This window comes from Xanthomonas sp. NCPPB 4467 (assembly GCF_041475665.2).
In the GTDB taxonomy this organism is placed as follows: Bacteria; Pseudomonadota; Gammaproteobacteria; order Xanthomonadales; family Xanthomonadaceae; genus Xanthomonas; species Xanthomonas dyei.
The window spans coordinates 638307-655227 of the sequence record NZ_CM191260.1 but is presented as its reverse complement, the minus strand read 5'-3'; the positions used below and the strand labels follow the sequence as shown (position 1 = coordinate 655227).

The 16921-nt window shown below is 64.4% G+C and carries 15 protein-coding genes and 1 other RNA gene; 10 read left to right on the top strand and 6 right to left on the bottom strand.

The features are described from left to right. The first annotated feature begins 8 nt into the window (after positions 1-8). The 3 genes from ACCQ06_RS02790 (at position 9) to ACCQ06_RS02780 (ending at position 4390) form a co-directional block, all read left to right on the top strand. A complete protein-coding gene (locus ACCQ06_RS02790) occupies positions 9-1745 on the top strand; it encodes a peptidoglycan-binding protein (protein ID WP_316690070.1) in 1737 nt (578 codons plus the stop codon). A 454-nt stretch (positions 1746-2199) separates the two neighbouring features. Next, positions 2200-3795 (top strand): M4 family metallopeptidase, encoded by a 1596-nt coding sequence (locus ACCQ06_RS02785; RefSeq protein WP_316690069.1) that lies wholly within the window; start codon positions 2200-2202, stop codon positions 3793-3795. A gap of 109 nt (positions 3796-3904) precedes the next feature. Then, positions 3905-4390: an Mpo1 family 2-hydroxy fatty acid dioxygenase gene (locus tag ACCQ06_RS02780; protein WP_316690068.1), complete on the top strand. Its 486-nt coding sequence runs from the start codon at positions 3905-3907 to the stop codon at positions 4388-4390. 124 nt (positions 4391-4514) lie between these two features. Here the strand turns inward: ACCQ06_RS02780 and ACCQ06_RS02775 are convergent, their stop codons facing one another. Further along, the gene (locus ACCQ06_RS02775) at positions 4515-5417 is read right to left on the bottom strand and encodes an NAD-dependent epimerase/dehydratase family protein (RefSeq protein ID WP_316690067.1); all 903 of its coding nucleotides are present in this window, start codon (positions 5415-5417) and stop codon (positions 4515-4517) included. 167 nt (positions 5418-5584) lie between these two features. Here ACCQ06_RS02775 and ACCQ06_RS02770 point away from each other — a divergent pair, with 167 nt between their 5' ends. The 6 genes from ACCQ06_RS02770 to ACCQ06_RS02745 are packed head-to-tail and all read left to right on the top strand — an operon-like array spanning position 5585 to position 11531. Continuing rightward, a complete protein-coding gene (locus tag ACCQ06_RS02770; protein WP_316690066.1) occupies positions 5585-8413 on the top strand; it encodes a monovalent cation/H+ antiporter subunit A in 2829 nt (942 codons plus the stop codon). Continuing rightward, a complete protein-coding gene (locus tag ACCQ06_RS02765) occupies positions 8413-8787 on the top strand; it encodes a Na+/H+ antiporter subunit C (RefSeq protein WP_316690065.1) in 375 nt (124 codons plus the stop codon). Before ACCQ06_RS02770 ends, ACCQ06_RS02765 begins: the two co-directional genes overlap by 1 nt. Next, entirely contained in the window at positions 8784-10328 is a 1545-nt protein-coding gene (locus tag ACCQ06_RS02760) for a monovalent cation/H+ antiporter subunit D (protein WP_316690064.1), read from the top strand. Before ACCQ06_RS02765 ends, ACCQ06_RS02760 begins: the two co-directional genes overlap by 4 nt. Then, positions 10325-10831: a Na+/H+ antiporter subunit E gene (locus ACCQ06_RS02755; RefSeq protein ID WP_228322922.1), complete on the top strand. Its 507-nt coding sequence runs from the start codon at positions 10325-10327 to the stop codon at positions 10829-10831. Before ACCQ06_RS02760 ends, ACCQ06_RS02755 begins: the two co-directional genes overlap by 4 nt. Further along, complete coding sequence (locus tag ACCQ06_RS02750; protein ID WP_055853273.1) at positions 10828-11112, top strand: K+/H+ antiporter subunit F; 285 nt, start codon at positions 10828-10830, stop codon at positions 11110-11112. Before ACCQ06_RS02755 ends, ACCQ06_RS02750 begins: the two co-directional genes overlap by 4 nt. Continuing rightward, the gene (locus tag ACCQ06_RS02745) at positions 11109-11531 is read left to right on the top strand and encodes a Na+/H+ antiporter subunit G (RefSeq protein WP_104614342.1); all 423 of its coding nucleotides are present in this window, start codon (positions 11109-11111) and stop codon (positions 11529-11531) included. Before ACCQ06_RS02750 ends, ACCQ06_RS02745 begins: the two co-directional genes overlap by 4 nt. 374 nt (positions 11532-11905) lie before the next feature. Here the strand turns inward: ACCQ06_RS02745 and ACCQ06_RS02740 are convergent, their stop codons facing one another. Further along, on the bottom strand, positions 11906-12553 hold the full coding sequence (locus ACCQ06_RS02740) for a lectin (RefSeq protein ID WP_372364981.1): 648 nt from the start codon (positions 12551-12553) through the stop codon (positions 11906-11908). A gap of 141 nt (positions 12554-12694) precedes the next feature. Between ACCQ06_RS02740 and ACCQ06_RS02735 the strand changes: the two genes are divergently transcribed. Beyond that, the gene (locus ACCQ06_RS02735) at positions 12695-13252 is read left to right on the top strand and encodes a hypothetical protein (RefSeq protein WP_316690063.1); all 558 of its coding nucleotides are present in this window, start codon (positions 12695-12697) and stop codon (positions 13250-13252) included. A 316-nt stretch (positions 13253-13568) separates the two neighbouring features. On the opposite strand, the gene ACCQ06_RS02730 is transcribed toward ACCQ06_RS02735, so the two are convergent. The 4 genes from ACCQ06_RS02730 to hppD all read right to left on the bottom strand — a co-directional run bounded on the left by ACCQ06_RS02730 (position 13569) and on the right by hppD (position 16867). Beyond that, positions 13569-13645, bottom strand: a non-coding RNA gene (locus ACCQ06_RS02730) — sX9 sRNA. 61 nt (positions 13646-13706) lie between these two features. Continuing rightward, positions 13707-15020 (bottom strand): homogentisate 1,2-dioxygenase, encoded by a 1314-nt coding sequence (gene hmgA / locus ACCQ06_RS02725; protein WP_316690062.1) that lies wholly within the window; start codon positions 15018-15020, stop codon positions 13707-13709. Positions 15021-15080: 60 nt separating this feature from the next. After that, positions 15081-15473 carry an endonuclease domain-containing protein gene (locus tag ACCQ06_RS02720; protein ID WP_316690061.1) on the bottom strand — a complete coding sequence of 131 codons (393 nt, stop codon included), beginning with the start codon at positions 15471-15473 and terminating at the stop codon, positions 15081-15083. A gap of 278 nt (positions 15474-15751) precedes the next feature. Beyond that, entirely contained in the window at positions 15752-16867 is a 1116-nt protein-coding gene (hppD, locus tag ACCQ06_RS02715; RefSeq protein WP_211287633.1) for a 4-hydroxyphenylpyruvate dioxygenase, read from the bottom strand. Positions 16868-16921 lie beyond the last annotated feature (54 nt).

The following is a 16921-nucleotide window of genomic DNA, read 5'->3' as shown; positions in this document are numbered from 1 at the left end:
CGCACATCATGACCGACGATACGATCTACACCGATATGGTCCAGCCCCGCGGCGCTGGATACAGCAGCGACAGAATCAAAGCCTGGAGCCATTATCGCGAGCCCATCGACAGCACCGATGGCCGGCTGCACGGCGAGTCCCGGCGCTGGGGCGATGCCAGTCCACAGACCCAATCCAGAGTGATCGACAGCCTGATCGATTCCTCGCGGGATGCCGGGCTTTCCGCGCGCGAGACCGCTTACGTGCTTGCCATCGCCCGCGTTGAATCAGGCTTCAATCCGGATGCCGCTGCGGGCACGACCTCTGCCTCGGGCCTGGGTCAGTTCATTGACCGCACTGGCGCGCATTATGGCGTCAACGCGTCCAACCGCTTCGACGTGCAAACGCAGTCGCAGGCATTGGTGCAACATTTCGTCGATAACCGCGACCTTGCGCGCAGCCGCGGCCAGGGTGAGGATTACATCTACAAATATCACCACGATGGTCCCAGCAAGGATTATGGTGGCCTTGCGCTGTCGCGGCGCGAGATTGCCCCGCATCTGGACAACTACACCCAGTTTGTCGAACAGCGCCTTGCCCAGACGCAGGGCAATGCGGTGGACCGGCCGGCACCGGCACCAGCGATGCACCAGGCCGAACCCAGCCATGGCGCCCGCAGCAATTTTCAGCAAACGATGGAGCGCATGCTGCCTGGTCAAGGCCGTACCGATCCGCATATCACTGGTCATTATGGCGAGCACCGCGGCAGCCACGGGCCGCACGGCGGGACCGACTTCAACTACCAGGGTGGCCAGACAGGCCGCAATTTGCAGCATCCGACCGTGCATGCGCCGGTCTCCGGGACCGTCACCTTCGCAGGCGGCAACTACGGCACCGTCAAGATTCGCGATGCGCAGGGTAACTCGCACGAGATCCTGCATCTGGACGCACTCAAGGTGAAAGAAGGTCAGACGCTGTCCGCGGGCGATGCCATCGGCACGATGGGTGGACGCGGCCCGAACGGTAACAGCCAGTACGCGCAGCATGTGCATTACCAACTGCGCGATGCCAACGGCAAGCTGACCAGTCCTGAGACGTTCTGGAATCAGGGCCATCAGCAGGAGTCCGGCGCTCGTCAATCCCAGCCAGCCACACCGGCCGGCAATGGCACGCTGCGTCACGGCGAGCAGGGTGGCGATGTCGGCAAGCTGCAGCAGGATCTCAACCGCCTTGGCGTACGCGATGCGCAGGGTAATCGGCTTGCCGAGGATGGTCGCTTTGGCGACAACACGCGCGAGGCGGTGATGGCATTCCAGAAGCAGCATGGGCTGCAGCAGGACGGTGTCGTCGGCCGCGATACGCGGGCTGCGTTGTCGGTGCCTGCGGCGCAGATTGCGGCCAAAGCGGCTGAAGCTCCAGTTGCAGCGCCGAAAGGTCCGTCGCTCAACGATGCATCGCATCCGGACCATGCGTTGCACAACGCGATTCGCAGCAAGCTGCCGAGCATGATCTCCAACGAGACCGCGGCCAACGTCACCTTGCAGGCCAAGCAGAACGGCATCGACAGCGCAGACAAACTGCAAAGCGTGACGGTGCAGGACGGCAAAGCGTTCGTGATGGGGACCACGCCAGGGTTCCGTGCAGCGGTGGATCTGAACCAGCCTGCCCCGCCGTTGGAGCAGACCAGCGCGCAGTTGCTGTCCGGGCAGTCGCAGCAGCAACAGGCGCACGAAGAGCAGCAGAAGGTTGCCATCGGCGGCCGCTGAGTTCGCGCTGCACGAAAAAGCCGGCCGGCCTGTATGGCCGGCTTTTTTTGTATCTGCCTTCTACCTGCACAACGGTTTATGCACTCGGGTAGAAGTGAGATCTCATGCCTTTGACTGCTGACTTCATGCGGTCGCGTCATTCACCGTGATTGTCTGCCGCACAACCCGCATGTCGGCGCATCAATCCACGGAATCTGCTGAGCACGACAGAGAGATTGCGCGGACGCAAGGCTGCGGGAGCTCTGCGTGCAATGGGCCAAGCACATCTCTGCGATGCGGGCCGCAGCGCAAAGTGGCCGGGCGCACAAAACGCAATACATCCGTAATTTTTACTACTGTCCAATTCGAGACTGTGCAAGCGTAGCTGCCGGCACCCAAGGTGCCATCGGCGACCGGCTGTCGGGGGGGGGGTGCCGCCGGTCTTTGCATTGCACGTTTTCTGGAGAGAGTCGTCATGCAATTCCATGTACTGGGCGCGGCAATCTGCTGCGCGCTATCGTTTTCTGCTGTCGCTAGGGCTGCGGATTTATCAACTACTGCGGCGGTATCGCGCGCGCAGTCCCTGCTGGGGAACAACGCCGCAGCGCTGGCCAATCGTGCACCGGCCGATGCCTTTATCGCGCGCGACAGCATCGTCGATGCCGATGGCACCGAGCATGTGCGCTTCGATCGCACCTATCAGGGCTTGCCGATCATCGGCGGCGATGTGGTGGTGCATTCGCGGCGCGGCGTGATGCGGCAGTTGAGCCAAACCATGGACACCAACCTACGTCCGAGCCTGCTGCCGGGCATCGATGCGGCCACCGCATTGCGCGTGGCAGGTGTGCAGTTCGATGTGCCGCCAGTTGCCGCGCCACACGCCAGCCTTGCGCTGTACGCGCGGCAAGGCGCACCGCGATTGGTGTATGAGGTGATCTACAGCGGCATCAAACCCGATCAGACGCCCACCGAAATGCATTACATCGTCGATGCGGCCGATCAACGCATCCTCGAATCCTGGGACACGGTGCATACCGCATGCGCAGGCGGCACCAGTGCGGCCGGCACCGGGCGCTCGCTGTATGCGGGCAGCGTTGCTTTGTCGACCACACGCTGCAGCAGCGGGTATGAGCTGACCGATCTGAGCCGCGGTGGTGGTGCGACTTACAATCTACGCAACAGCACCTCCGGCAACGGCACGCTGGTCACCGATGCCGACAACGCCTGGGGCAGCGGCGCCAGCAGCGATACAGTGACGGCAGCGGTGGATGCGCATTACGGCGTGGCGTTGACCTGGGACTACTTCCGCACCACGCATGCGCGTAGCGGCATCGCCAACGATGGCGCAGGTGCGCGCAGCCGTGTGCACTACGGGAGTCGTTTCAACAACGCGTTCTGGCAGGACAGCTGCTTCTGCATGACCTTCGGCGATGGCGACGGCAGCACATTCACGCCACTGGTGTCGGTGGATGTGGCCGGCCACGAGATGACCCATGGCGTGACCAGCCGCTCGGCACGGCTGGTGTATTCGGGCGAATCCGGTGGCTTGAACGAAGCCACCTCCGACATCATGGGCAGCATGGTGGAGTACTACGCCAACAACCCGGCCGAGCCTGGCAATTACCTGATCGGCGAGAAGATCATCCCCGGCAACAGCAGCGGCACACTGGCATTGCGCTATATGTTCAAGCCGAGCCTGGATGGCGATTCGCCGGACTGCTACCGCAGCGGCATCGGCTCGCTCAACGTGCATTACAGCTCCGGTGTGGCCAACCACTTCTACTATCTGTTGGCGGAAGGCGCAGTAGTGCCGAGTGGTTTCGGCGCAGGCACCAGCTACAACGTGACCCCGACCGGGCTGGTCTGCAACGGCAATACCGCATTGACGGCGATCGGCCGGGCCGCGGCCAGCCGTATCTGGTATCGCGCGCTCACGGTCTACATGACCTCCTCCAGCAACTATGCGGCCGCACGTCGGGCGACGTTGAGTGCGGCCACCGATCTGTATGGCGGCACCTCCACCCAGTACCGCGCGGTGGCCGCCGCCTGGAGTGCGGTGTCGGTCAACTGATGCTGTCCGTGCCTCCCCACGCCATTGGGGCGTGGTGGGGTCCGGTGACCGGCGTAGTGCCACTGCGGCCGTTCGCACGCGTATGCTTGGGTCATTCCTGGGAGGGAACATGACCGAACGCACCACGACCGCGCGACCGATCGAGCGCTATTTCGCCAGCTATTCCGACGATCACCGCAACGACACCAATCAGCTGATCCACGTGGTCGCGGTACCGGCAATCCTGTGGTCGGTGGTGGGCCTGCTGTGGTGCATTCCGGTGGGCGGCACCTGGTTCAGCAGTGGCGTATGGGCGGCGCTGTCGATGTTTGCGGCGTGGTCGTATTACAACCGCCTGTCGCGCCCGCTCGGGCTGGGCATGCTGGGCATCTTCTTTTTCTTCGGCTGCCTGTGCCGGTTGATCGAAGGCCGGGTCGGGCTGAGCGGATTGTTCGCCATCGCATTGTCGGTGTTCGTGCTGGCATGGATCGGGCAATTTGTGGGCCACAAGATCGAAGGCCGCAAGCCGAGTTTTCTGACCGACCTGACCTATTTGCTGATCGGGCCGATCTGGGTGTTGGCCAAGGTGTATCGGCAGTTGGGGTGGCGCTACTGAGTGCGGCGACGGCTCGCTTTGCGAATCTCAGGTGCACCTAGGGGTCTGATGTAGGCGCACACATTTAGGCGTGCACATCCAGCCCTGCTGCGCCCTGCCCCGACGCGCACACGCACGCCCTGCCTTACTCGCCGATACCGAGCTCTTCCGGCAACGGGCGAAACGCACGCGGGGCGTATCCAAAATCGCGACGTGCCGGCTCCAGGTCGAATACCAGATCGTCGCGCATGCGTTGCAGCGCCGCGGCGTTCATGCCACGCAGGCGGCCCAGGCGCTGCGCTGCGGTGAGCGCCAACCCGAACAGACTCGGTGGCACCTGATACAGCCGCGCCGGCCGTGGCAGCGCCTCCAGCACCCGTTCCACCATCTGCGTGTAGGCCAGCACTTCGCCACCGCCCACTGCGTAGCTGCGTTGCTGGGTCGCCGCTTGGCCGACCACCGCCAGCGCCGCGCTGGCCAGATCGTCCACATGCACCGGCTGACGCAAACCAGTGGCATTGGCGGGCAGCACGAAGGCGCCGGTGCGCTGCGCCAGGCCGGCAATCTGGGTGAGTGTCTTGTCGCGTCCGGCACCGTAGACCAGGGTCGGGCGCAGCACGGTGGCGGTAGCGCCACGCGCCATGGCTGCAGAAAACAGCGCCTGTTCGGCATGCGCCAGCCGCTGCGCCACGTCGCGCTCGGCCGCATCGATCGAATGCTCCTTGACCTCCACGCTGGTGGAGCCGAACGCCACGATGCACGGTGCGGCCACCGGGTTTTCGGCATACCAGCGGGCGAAGTGGTCCAGCGGTCCACAGCTGAAGATCACCTCGAACGCCTCGCCCGCGGCTGCCGGCACGGCCAGATCGCCTTGCCGCCAGATCAACCCGGAGCGCGCCGCGCGCGGCTGCCGCGACCATGCCGTCACCTGCCAGCCGCGGCTCAACAGCCGGGTCAACAGGCGCTCGCCAATCTGCCCGCTGCCGCCAAAAACCAGGGCGCGCGGCGCAGAGACAGCGGTGGATGGAGCGGGATGGGCGGCAGTCACGGGGCAACGACCTGGATGTAGATGACCGCAGCATACCCAGTCCCTCACACCGATGCCCGCGCCGTTTGGCCCGGGCTTGCTTGCCTGCGCAGTCCCGGCGTTGACACGGGCGTCAGTCAACGTTTTGTTAAACTCTCGGGCCTGCTCGCGAATCTTGTGTTCCCTGCATGCCTTTTCCGTTGGAAATTCTGCTGGCGCTGCCGTTCCTGATGGCCGCCGCCGCTGCGCTGTTCGCGCATGCGCCACGTTCGATCACTGCGTGGTTGGCCGCGGCCGCGCCGTTGGCCGGCTTGCTGGTGCTTGCCACGTTGACGCCGGCAGTGCTGCGCGGCGAGGTGATCCGTAGCGAACATGCGTGGTTGCCGCAGATCGGGTTGGTGTTCTCGCTGCGGCTCGATGGGCTGGCCTGGATGTTCGCGCTGCTGGTGCTGGGCATCGGCGCGCTGGTGGTGATGTATGCGCATTACTACCTGAGCGCACGCGACAGCGCGTCACGCTTCTTCGCGTATCTGTTGCTGTTTATGGGCGCGATGCTCGGCATGGTGCTGTCGGGCAATCTGCTGTTGCTGATGGTGTTCTGGGAACTCACCAGCATCAGTTCGTTCCTGCTGATCGGGTTCTGGTCGCACCGCAAGGATGCGCGCGAAGGCGCGCGCATGGCGTTTGTGCTGACCGCCGGCGGTGGACTCGCACTGCTGGGCGGCGTGCTGCTGCTCGGGCGCATCGTCGGCAGTTTTCAGCTGGATGCGGTGCTGGCCGCAGGCGACGTGATCCGCGCCAGCCCGCTGTATCCGTACGCATTGGGATTGGTACTGCTGGGTATCTTTACCAAGAGCGCGCAGTTTCCGTTCCACTTCTGGTTGCCGCAGGCGATGGCCGCGCCCACGCCGGTGTCGGCGTACCTGCACTCGGCCACGATGGTGAAGGCCGGGGTGTTTTTGCTGGCGCGCCTGCATCCGGCACTGGCCGGCACAGATCTGTTTTTTTACACCGTCACCAGCATCGGTGCGATCACGTTGTTGCTGGGTGCGTGGTACGCGATCTTCCAGCACGACCTCAAGGGCGTGCTGGCCTACTCCACCATCTCGCACCTTGGTCTGATCACGATGCTGTTCGGCCTGTCGACACCGATGGCCGTGGTGGCGGGCGTGTTCCACATCCTCAACCACGCGGTGTTCAAGGCGTCGTTGTTCATGGCCGCGGGCATCATCGACCACGAGACCGGCACGCGCGACATGCGCCGGCTGGGCAATCTGCGCCGCTTGATGCCGTTCACCAGTACGTTGGCAATCATCGCATCGCTGGCGATGGCAGGCATTCCGCTGCTCAACGGCTTCCTGTCCAAGGAAATGTTCTTTGCGGTAGCGCTGGACACGCAAGCGCCGCAGCTGATGCGCATACTGGCGAGTATTGCGGCCTTGCTGGCCGGCCTGCTCGGCGTGGCCTATAGCCTGCGGTTTGTGCACGACACCTTCTTCGGCGACGGCCCGCGCGCGCTGGAGACCATGCCGCACGAGCCGCCGCGCTGGATGAAGATCCCGGTGGACGTGCTGGTGCTGATCTGCCTGGCGGTCGGCATCGTGCCGGCATGGACGGTGGCGCCAGTGCTGCGCGCCGGTGCCAGCGCGATTCTTGGCGACCGCGTGCCCGATTACAGTCTGGCGCTGTGGCACGGCTTCAACTGGCCGCTGGCCATGAGCGTCGCCGGCATGATCGGCGGCACGCTGCTGTACATGGCGATCCGCCGCATGCTGGATCTGTATGCGGTGCAGAACCGCTCGCCCGGCAAGGCCGTGTTCCACTGGAATCTGCGTGCGCTGTTTGCCGCCACCACGCACATGACCGACGCGATCACCAACGGCAGCCTGCAACGCATGCTGATGTTGCTGGTGCTGAGTGCGGTGGTGGTGGCGCTGGTGCCGTTCCTGCAGGGCGGCGCGCTGCCGGCCTGGCCGGCGCCCACGCCGATGCCGTTGCTGGGCTGGATGGTCTGGCTGCTGTTGATCGCCTGTGCGCTGGGCAGCCTGTTCTTGTACCGGCAGCGCCTGCTGGCTGTGCTGGTGCTCGGCGGCACCGGGCTGGCGGTCAGCCTGACCTTCGTGTTCCTGTCTGCGCCGGATCTGGCACTGACGCAACTGCTGGTGGAGATGGTGACGCTGGTGCTGATGCTGCTGGCGATGAATTACCTGCCCGAACAGTCGCTCCCCGAGCGCGCGCGGCTGCGCAAGATCCGCGATACCTGCATTGCGGTCGTGGGCGGCGCCGGCTTGGCCGCGGTGTCGTACACCCTGCTGACGCAATCCAGCCACACCGTTGCCGGCGAACTGCTGCAGCGCGCCTTGCCCGAGGCGTATGGCCGCAACGTGGTCAACGTGATCCTGGTGGATTTCCGCGGTTTCGACACCTTTGGCGAGATCACCGTGTTCGCCATCGCCGGGCTGGTGGTGCATGCGCTGTTGCGGCGCGCGCGTATGGCGCCGGAGCGCCGCATGCCCGGGCCGGCGATCCGCTTGCCGGTGCCGGCGGATCTGGCGCAGATCATGTTTCCGCTGACCTTGACGGTGTCGCTGTTCCTGTTCCTGCGCGGGCACAACGCACCCGGCGGCGGCTTCATCGCCGGGTTGGTGCTGGCGGTGCCGTTGCTGATGCAGTACGTGATCCAGGGCGCCGCATCGGTGGAGTCGCGCTTCGGCTTCGACTACATCCGGTTGATCGGCATCGGCCTGGTGTGCGCGCTGCTCAGCGGTGCCGGCTCGCTGGTCTTCGGGTTGCCGTTCTTGAGCAGCGGCCATGTCAACATCCCGTTGCCGTTGCTGGGCGAACTGGAACTTGCCAGCGCGCTGGGCTTCGATATCGGGGTGTACCTGGTGGTGTTCGGTGCGGCGATGTTGATGCTGTCGATGATGGGCACGATCAAACCGTCGCGCACGCGCAGTTCGCAGCGCGGCGAGATCGACCCCACCCAACGTTCGACACGCACTGCGGAGCAGCATTGATGGAATTGGCAGTGGCAAGCGCAATCGGCGTCCTCACCGCATTGGCGATCTATCTGCTGCTGCGTGCGCGCAGCTTCGATGTGATCCTGGGGATGACCTTCCTGTCGTATGCGACCAACCTGCTGATCTTCGCCGGTGGGCGGCTGCGCAGCGGCCAGCCACCGGTGCTGCGCGACGGCGTGCCGGTGGACCTGCAGCACTACACCGATCCGTTGCCGCAAGCGCTGGTGCTGACCGCCATCGTGATTGCCTTTGCGATGACGGCGGTGAGCCTGGTGCTGGCGATCCGCAGCCGCAGCGATAACGGTAGCGATCACGTGGATGCGCATGAAGATGCCGCCACCGGTGTGGATACGCGGCAGGCGCGGCGATGAATCATCTGTTGATCCTGCCGATTCTGATCCCGATGCTGGGGGCGTGCGCATCGCTGTTCGTCGAGCACCGCCGCTACGGGCCGCGCGTACGACGCAGCGTGGCGTGGGTAAGCATGGCCGTGCTGGCGGCCGCGGTGATTGCATTGTTCGCACGTGCCGCCGATGGCGGCGTGCTGGTGTATCTGCTCGGCGACTGGCCGGCGCGGTTCGGCATCGTGCTGATGGGCGACCGGCTCTGCGCATGGATGTTGTTGACCACCTTGATCCTGGCCTCGGCCTGCCTGCTGCATGCCTGCGCCGGCTGGGACCGGCGCGCGCCGCACTTCCATGCCCTGTTCCAGTTCCAGCTGATGGGGTTGAACGGCGCGTTTTTGACCGGCGATATCTTCAACCTGTTCGTGTTCTTCGAAGTGATGCTGATCGCCTCCTACGGGCTGCTGCTCAGTGGCGGGCGCGGTTTGCAGATGCGCATCGGCCTGCATTACGTGGTGTTCAACGTGTGTGCGTCGACGCTGTTTTTGATTGCGCTGGGCCTGCTGTTTGGCGTGTTCGGCACGCTCAACATGGCCGAGCTGTCGCAGCGCATTGCCGAGCTACCGGCGCAGGACGTGCCACTGGCCAAGGCCGCGTTGGGCCTGTTGCTGTTGGTGTTCTGCAGCAAGGCCGCATTGCTGCCGCTGTACCTGTGGCTGCCGGAAACCTACTCGCGTGCGCCGGCCGCGGTGGCTGCGCTGTTCGCGATCATGACCAAGGTCGGGCTGTACGCAACCTTGCGCGTGTCGTCGCTGTGGTTTGGCGCCGGTGCCGGCGCGCTGCATGGCTTTGGCCGGCATGCGCTGCTGTGGCTGGGCATTGCGACGCTGCTGATGGCCGCCTTCGGAGTGATGGCCGCATCGCGGCTGCGGGTGATGGTGTCGTATCTGGTGGTGTTTTCGGCAGCGACCTTGTTCATCGCCTTCTCGCTCGATGATGCGGGCGCGTTGGGCGCGGGTCTGTACTACCTGCCGCACAGCAGCTTTGTGGCCGCGGCCTTGTTCCTGGTGTCGGACCTGATCCGGCGTCGTCGTGGTACCGCCAGCGACCGCAAGGAAGTGGTGGCGCCGCTGCCGGGGCGGGCGATCCCCGGCGCGATGTTCCTGATCGCTGCAATTGCAGTGGCTGGCCTGCCGCCGTTGTCCGGATTTCTCGCCAAGGCCGCCTTGTTGCAGCATGTGCCCGCGGGACTGGTCGGGCCGGTCTGGGGCGCGATTCTCGGCAGCAGCCTGCTGGTGGTGATCGGCTTGACCCGCGCCGGCGTGCGGCTGTTCTGGCGCGTGCCGGAGGCGGTGGAAGACACCCCCGCGCTGCAACCGCAGCGCCGCGGCCGCATGCGGCCGGTGGAGACCGCCGCCACGGTCCTGCTGCTGACCGGGCTGGTGGCTATGACGGTCGGTGCCGACCCGCTGATGCGCTACACCGATGCCGCCGCCGCGCAGCTGCGCGATCCCGGTGCCTACGTGGATCAGGTGCGCGCGACCACGCCGCAGCGGAGGCAGCCATGACCGCACAAGTTTCGTGGCAACGCCGGCTGTTTCCATCGGCGCCGCTGAGCGTGATGGTCTTCGTGTTCTGGCTGCTGCTCAGCGACAGCTTCGGGCCGCAGCAGTGGGTGCTGGGCGCGCTGTTGGGCGTGGTGGTGCCGATCTTCGCTGCACGGCTGGACCGCGAATTCGCCCGCATCGGCTCGTTGCGCTCGGTACCGCGCATGTTGCTGGTGGTGGCCGCCGACATCGTGCGTTCCAACATCAAGGTGGCCATCCAGGTGCTGGGCCCGGAATCGCGCATCCATCCCGGGTTTATCTGGGTGCCGCTGGATATCGCCAATATCCATGGCATTGCCGCGCTGACCAGCATGATCACGCTCACGCCGGGCACGGTGTCGGCGGCGTTGTCGGACGACCGCAAATACCTGCTGGTGCACGTGCTGCATCTGGACGACCCGGACGCGTTGATCGCCGAGATCAAGACCCGCTACGAAAAGCCTCTGATGGAGATCTTTCCATGACCGGTCATATGTTCATCGAATCGACCATCGTCATCTGCATGCACACGGTGGGCCTGGCCATCCTGATGGCGCTATGGCGGCTGCTACGCGGGCCGACGGTGCCCGACCGCATTTTGGCGCTGGACACGCTGTCCATCACCGCCATCGCCGAACTGATGCTGCTGGGCATGTATCTGGATTCGCCGATCTATTTCGAGGCGGCGCTGGTGATTGCGATGCTGGGCTTCGGTAGCACCGTGGTGCTGAGCAAGTACGTGCTGCGTCGGGATATCGTCGAATGATCGCACTCACCGAATATCTGCTGAGCGCGCTGCTGCTGGTCGGTACCTTCTTCATCCTGATCGGTGCGTTCGGGCTGGTCAAACTGTCGGACTTCTTCAAACGGCTGCATGCGCCGACCAAGGCCAGCACGCTGGGCGTGGGCTGTGTGCTGCTGGGCTCGGTGGGGTATCACCTGTTCCTGGGCGTGGACCCGCAACCGCGCGAGCTGCTGATCACCGTGTTTCTGTTCATCACCGCGCCGATCAGCGCGCACATGATGGCCAAGGCTGCGTTGTCGTTGATGATGGAAGACCGCCCGGAAGTACCCAATCACGGCGATATGGAAAAAGAAGGCCTGCCAACGCCGGCCACCGAAGGTGATGTAGGCGGGAACGCAGAGACCGCCAAGCAACATGAGCGGCCTGCATCTAAGCGGTGATCTCGCGCGGCACCGGTGACGCGAGTGCGCGATTTTGCTCAGTACGCAATACGCAATCTGACAGTGACGCTGCGGCAGCCGCGATAGATGCAACGCTACTTCAGGGGTTGCGATACAGCGTCTGTGCGGAGCGCAGAAAACCGTGCGTTGAGTGTGTGTTGATAGCGCTCCGGTAAACCTCGACCACGGTCCCCTTTACATCGTTCATCCGCGGCGCCCGTCGGCGGTTGAACCAGCAGGGCACGGCCGATCCATGGTCAGTAGCGCTGCTGGCGCCAGCAGCACCCATCTACCCCAGCGTGATATTCCGCCGTGGCTGCAGCGGCTGCATCTGCAGCGACACGCACACACCGGCATACGATGTGGCGCGCAGCTCAGCCGCAGCCTTCCACATAATCGACTTGCGGTGCCTGCCCAACCCGCCAGCTGCTGACCGTACCCTCGGCATCGGTCTCGAAGACCAACGCAGACTGCGTCGCAGCATCGGCATGGCGCAGCGTCTGCGCACCGGGCAGGTATTTGTGCGGCTGTGCGTCCAAGCCATCGGGATACAGCGCGCGCAGCTGCGCCACCGTCATGCCGACCTTGCCGCCGCCGGGCGCGATTTCCTTCGGCTCGTTGGTTTGGTAACGCACCAGGTGATCGCCTTCGAACATGAAACCGAATCGACGCGCGTCATCGGCCCACTGCGGGCGTAGGAAGTAACACCCTCCGTCGGTGGCGGCATCGCCGCGCAATTCGCCACCCCAGGCCGCGCGCGCCTGCGCAGCGTCCATGCCTAACCGCAGGTCGCCATAGCCATCCAGCCGCGCAAGCGTGGTGGGTTCCTGGCGCAGATGCGGCGGAAACGTGCCGGGCGGAGCGGTTGCCGGCGGCACCGCGTCTGCGGGCTGATCGTTGGCAGACACGACCGCTGCATGCGCGGTATCGGCCGGCGCTTGCGCAGCAGGCACATCGTCGCCGCGATGACAGCCGGCCACCACCAGCACCACACCTATCCAACCAAGCAGTCTGCGTGTCATCAATGCGCTCCATTAGGCCTTGTCCCAGCCTACACAGCCGGCATCGCGGCGATGTGCAGGCCGCAGCTACCTGCCGTCGCACCGATGTCATCGGCGCTTCATTGGCAGCGGTCACGCTGTCGGCTTCGCAGGACTGCCGCCATGACCCCACGCAAGACCGAACTCGCCCTGACGGCACTGCAATCGCACCGCAGCCCACTAACGTTACTGCAGCGCCGTGCGTTGATCCTGGCCGATGGGCAGCGCAATCTGGCGACACTGGCGCTGTTGCTGGGCGATAACGCAGCCGCATTGGTGCAGACACTTTGCGCGATGGGATATCTGACCCACGTTGAAGATGCGCCAGCCAGTGCATCGCGCTCGACCGCTCCGATGGTTGCGGTGATGCCGATTGCCGCAGTGTCTGCGGCGGTCCAGGCGCCGCCAGTCACTACGCCCACCGAAGAAGACCTGCAACGCCTGCGCCGTCGCGCTGCCACCAACGCGCGCCTGTACCTGCTCGACATCCTGCAGTTGCAGCGCAACCCGGTCGCGGTGGTTTTGCACCGGCAGTTGCAGGCCGCACGCGCGGAACCGGAGATCGGCATCGCCATCAATACGGCGCTGCGTGAACTTCCGCAATTCACCTCGGCTTCGTATACGCAACGCGTGCGCGCCCGGATCGAAGAGCTACTGCCGGATGCGTTGCAGGCTGCGTGATGCCGGCCGGCACGCGGATGCGATTTTGGAGCGCAGCACGCGAATGTCGGCGATGAACTCCAAGCACTCGGTCATTTCCTGGCGATCGCCGAGACCAACGCTGCCTGGTATTGTCGCAGTCCGTCGCAGTCCGTCGCAGCGGCGATGCGAAGCCAATGGCGAAGAGCACGCCAGCACCTGCGTTGCGCTGAATGTACGTGAGCGTGCAATGGGTGCCGGTGAGGCGACGGCACGGCAGTGTCCGCGTTGGAAACGTTGGCCCCGATTGCACGCCATTGGAGGCGGCGCAAACCGGTTTGATCGGCGCGCTTAGAGCGGCTATGGAGACTTAGCGAGCAGTCGTCGGGCCTGTGTGGAAGGCGCACTCAGAACCAGAGTGCACGCGTGGTCCATGCCGCACCGAGCACCGGCCGCGCCCGCTTGGCGGTGAGCGCAGCCGTTTTGCTAGCCGCGCTTAGTCCACCGAGCCAGATGTCGGTGCCTTGAACCCTGCACGCAAGCCGGACCAGCATTGCTGGTAGTCGCCTTGTCGATGGGAGGCCAGTAGCGCCTGCTGGGTAGGGCGTAATACCGCGCGGGTTTCGAACATGAAGGCCATGGTCTCGGCGATGACGTCCGGGCGCGACAGATCCGCCTGCGAGGCCTTGTCGAAGGTTGCCGCATCCGGGCCGTGCCCGCTCATGCAGTTGTGCAGCGACGCGCCGCCGGGTGCGAAGCCCTCGGCCTTGGCGTCGTACACGCCATGCACCAATCCCATGAACTCGCTGGCCACATTGCGGTGGAACCACGGTGGGCGGAAGGTGTGCTGCGCCACCAGCCAGCGCGGCGGGAAGATCGCAAAATCCATATTGGCCGTGCCGTGCGTGTCGCTGGGCGAGGTCAGCACGGTGAAGATGCTGGGGTCGGGGTGATCGAAACTGATCGAGCCGATGGTGTTGAAGCGGCGCAGATCGTAGCGATACGGCGCGTAATTGCCGTGCCAGGCCACCACATCCAAGGGCGAATGCCCGATGTCCGCACGCCATAGATGGCCCTGAAATTTAGCCACCAGCTCGAACGCGCCTTCGCGCTGCTCGAAGGCGGCGTGCGGGGTCTGGAAGTCGCGCGGATTGGCCAGGCCGTTCGCACCGATCGGGCCCAGGTCGGGCAGGCGCAACAAGCCACCGAAGTTTTCGCAGACATAGCCGCGCGCGGTGTCGTCGCGCAGCTCGACACGGAAGCGCACGCCACGCGGAATCACCCCGATCTGCTGCGGCTCCAGCTCCAGCACGCCAAGCTCGGTGTGCACCCGTAGCCGGCCCAGCTGCGGCACCAGCAGCAACTCGCCATCGGCGTTATAGAAAAAGCGATCGTGCATGGAGGCGTTGGCCGCATACAGGTGCACGGCCACCCCGGTCATCGCCTCGGGGCCGCCATTGCCGGCCATGGTGTAGAGGCCATCGATGAAATCTGTGGGCGCGGTCGGCAGCGGCAACGGACTCCAGCGTAGTTGATCCGGCGGCACCGGCCCGCTGCCGAACGCGTTGTGGAGCTGCGACTGCTCGATCAGGGAGAAGCTGCCATGCACGGCCGCCGGGCGAATGCGGTACAGCCAACTGCGCCGGTTCTCGCCGCGCGGTGCGGTGAACGCGGTGCCCGACAACTGCTCCGCATACAGCCCGTGCGCCACGCGCTGCGGCGAGTTCTGCCCGACCGGCAGGCTGCCCGGCACCGCTTCGGTAGCGAACTCGTTGCCGAAGCCGGTCATGTAATGCTGCTGGTTGTGCATGGTGGCGCGTCCGGATGTTGCCCCTCCTCCTCGACCGCAGAAGGCTGGGCTTGGGGTGAATCAAGACCCTCTCCCGTCGGGAGAGGGGTTGGGGTGAGGGTACGGTGCAGCGGCCATCTTGAAGATCGTCTCCACCACCGCATCCAGCGAAAGCAACACATCGTTGTTCCAGAAGCGCAGCACTGTCCATCCCTTGGACTGCAACCACCGCGTCCTTGCCTGATCGCTGAATGCTGGGTGCTGCGATCCATCCAGTTCAACAATCAACATTAGTTCGATGCAACAAAAATCTGCGATGTAAGGCGGAATCGGATGCTGACGCCTGAATTTGCAACCTTGTAGCTGATTGCTGCGGAGACAGCGCCAAAGCGCATGCTCTGCTTCTGTCATCCCTGCCCGTAACGCACGCGCGTTGGTGAGCGCAACGGTGGGTAATGGCGGTTTGATTTTCATCGCTCCACCGTACCCTCACCCCAACCCCTCTCCCGCAGGGAGAGGGGCTTTAACCACGCGCGTCTTCGTTGCCCTGTGTTGTCAGAAAAACACCTTGCCTGGGCGTACTCGATTGCGGCCACTTGCCTAACGCTTCGTCTCATAAGCACCGGAACTACATTCGACCTGACGGGCAGACAGGCGCGACACCGCAACAATCAGCACCACTTCAAACCCGCGCCGACGCAGCTAATGGCACCGACCACAAATCCCGAACGGCGAATCACCAATCCCCGCCCTCAAAGCACCCCGCGCTTGATCTGGTCGCGCTCGATGCTCTCGAACAGCGCCTGGAAATTGCCTTCGCCAAAGCCTTCATTGCCCTTGCGCTGGATGATCTCGAAGAAGATCGGGCCGATGCTGTTGGTGGTGAAGATCTGCAGCAATTTGCGCTGCTTGGTGTCCACGTCCGCATCGATCAGGATCTTGTTGCGGCGCAGACGCGCGACGTCTTCGCCGTGATCGGGGATGCGCAGGTCCACCACGTCGAAATAGGTGTCCGGCGTATCCAGAAAGCTCACGCCGGCGGCGCGCATCTTTTCCACGCTGGCGTAGATGTCGTCGGTGAAGCAGGCGATGTGCTGGATGCCTTCGCCCTGATAGGCGTCCAGATATTCGTTGATCTGGCTCTTGGGGTCGGACGATTCGTTGAGCGGAATGCGCACGATGCCATCGGGCGCGGTCATCGCTTTGGACACCAGGCCGGTCTTGGCGCCCTTGATGTCGAAGTAGCGGATTTCGCGGAAGTTGAACAAGCGTTCGTAGTAATCCGACCAACGCTGCATGTTGCCGAAATACAGGTTGTGGGTGAGGTGGTCGATGAAGGTCAGGCCGAAGCCGGCCGGGTGTTGGTCGGCGCCTTCGATGGGCTCGAAGTCGGCGTCGTAGATGCTGCCGGCATCGCCATAGCGGTCCACCAGATACAGCATGCAATCGCCGATGCCCTTGACCACCGGTGCCGGCACCGCGCGCGTCTGGGGCTTGTTCTGCACCGCTTCGCCGCCGTTGCCCAGCACCGTCTGCAGCACGGTGTCGGCCGGGGTGCGGAAGCGGATGGCAAAGCCGCAGGCGCAGGGGCCGTGGGCGGCCGCAAAATCGGCGGCAAACGCGTCGGGGTCTTCGTTGAGCAGGAAATTGACCCCGCCCTGGCGATAGACGGTAATGGCGCGGCTACGGTGGCGCAGCACCGCGCTGAAGCCCATCTTGCGGAAATACTCGTGCAGTTGTGCGGCCTGGCCGGCGGGTGCGGCGAATTCGACGAATTCGAACCCGTCGATTCCCATCGGATTGTCGAAGGTGGTGACCTGCATCCCCGGATCGGGGCGGGCTACAGTGGTGTTCGGTTGTGCGCTCATCGTCGTTTCTCCACGCTAGGCGGCCCGCGGGGCTATGCGGGGTGGCAGAAGACC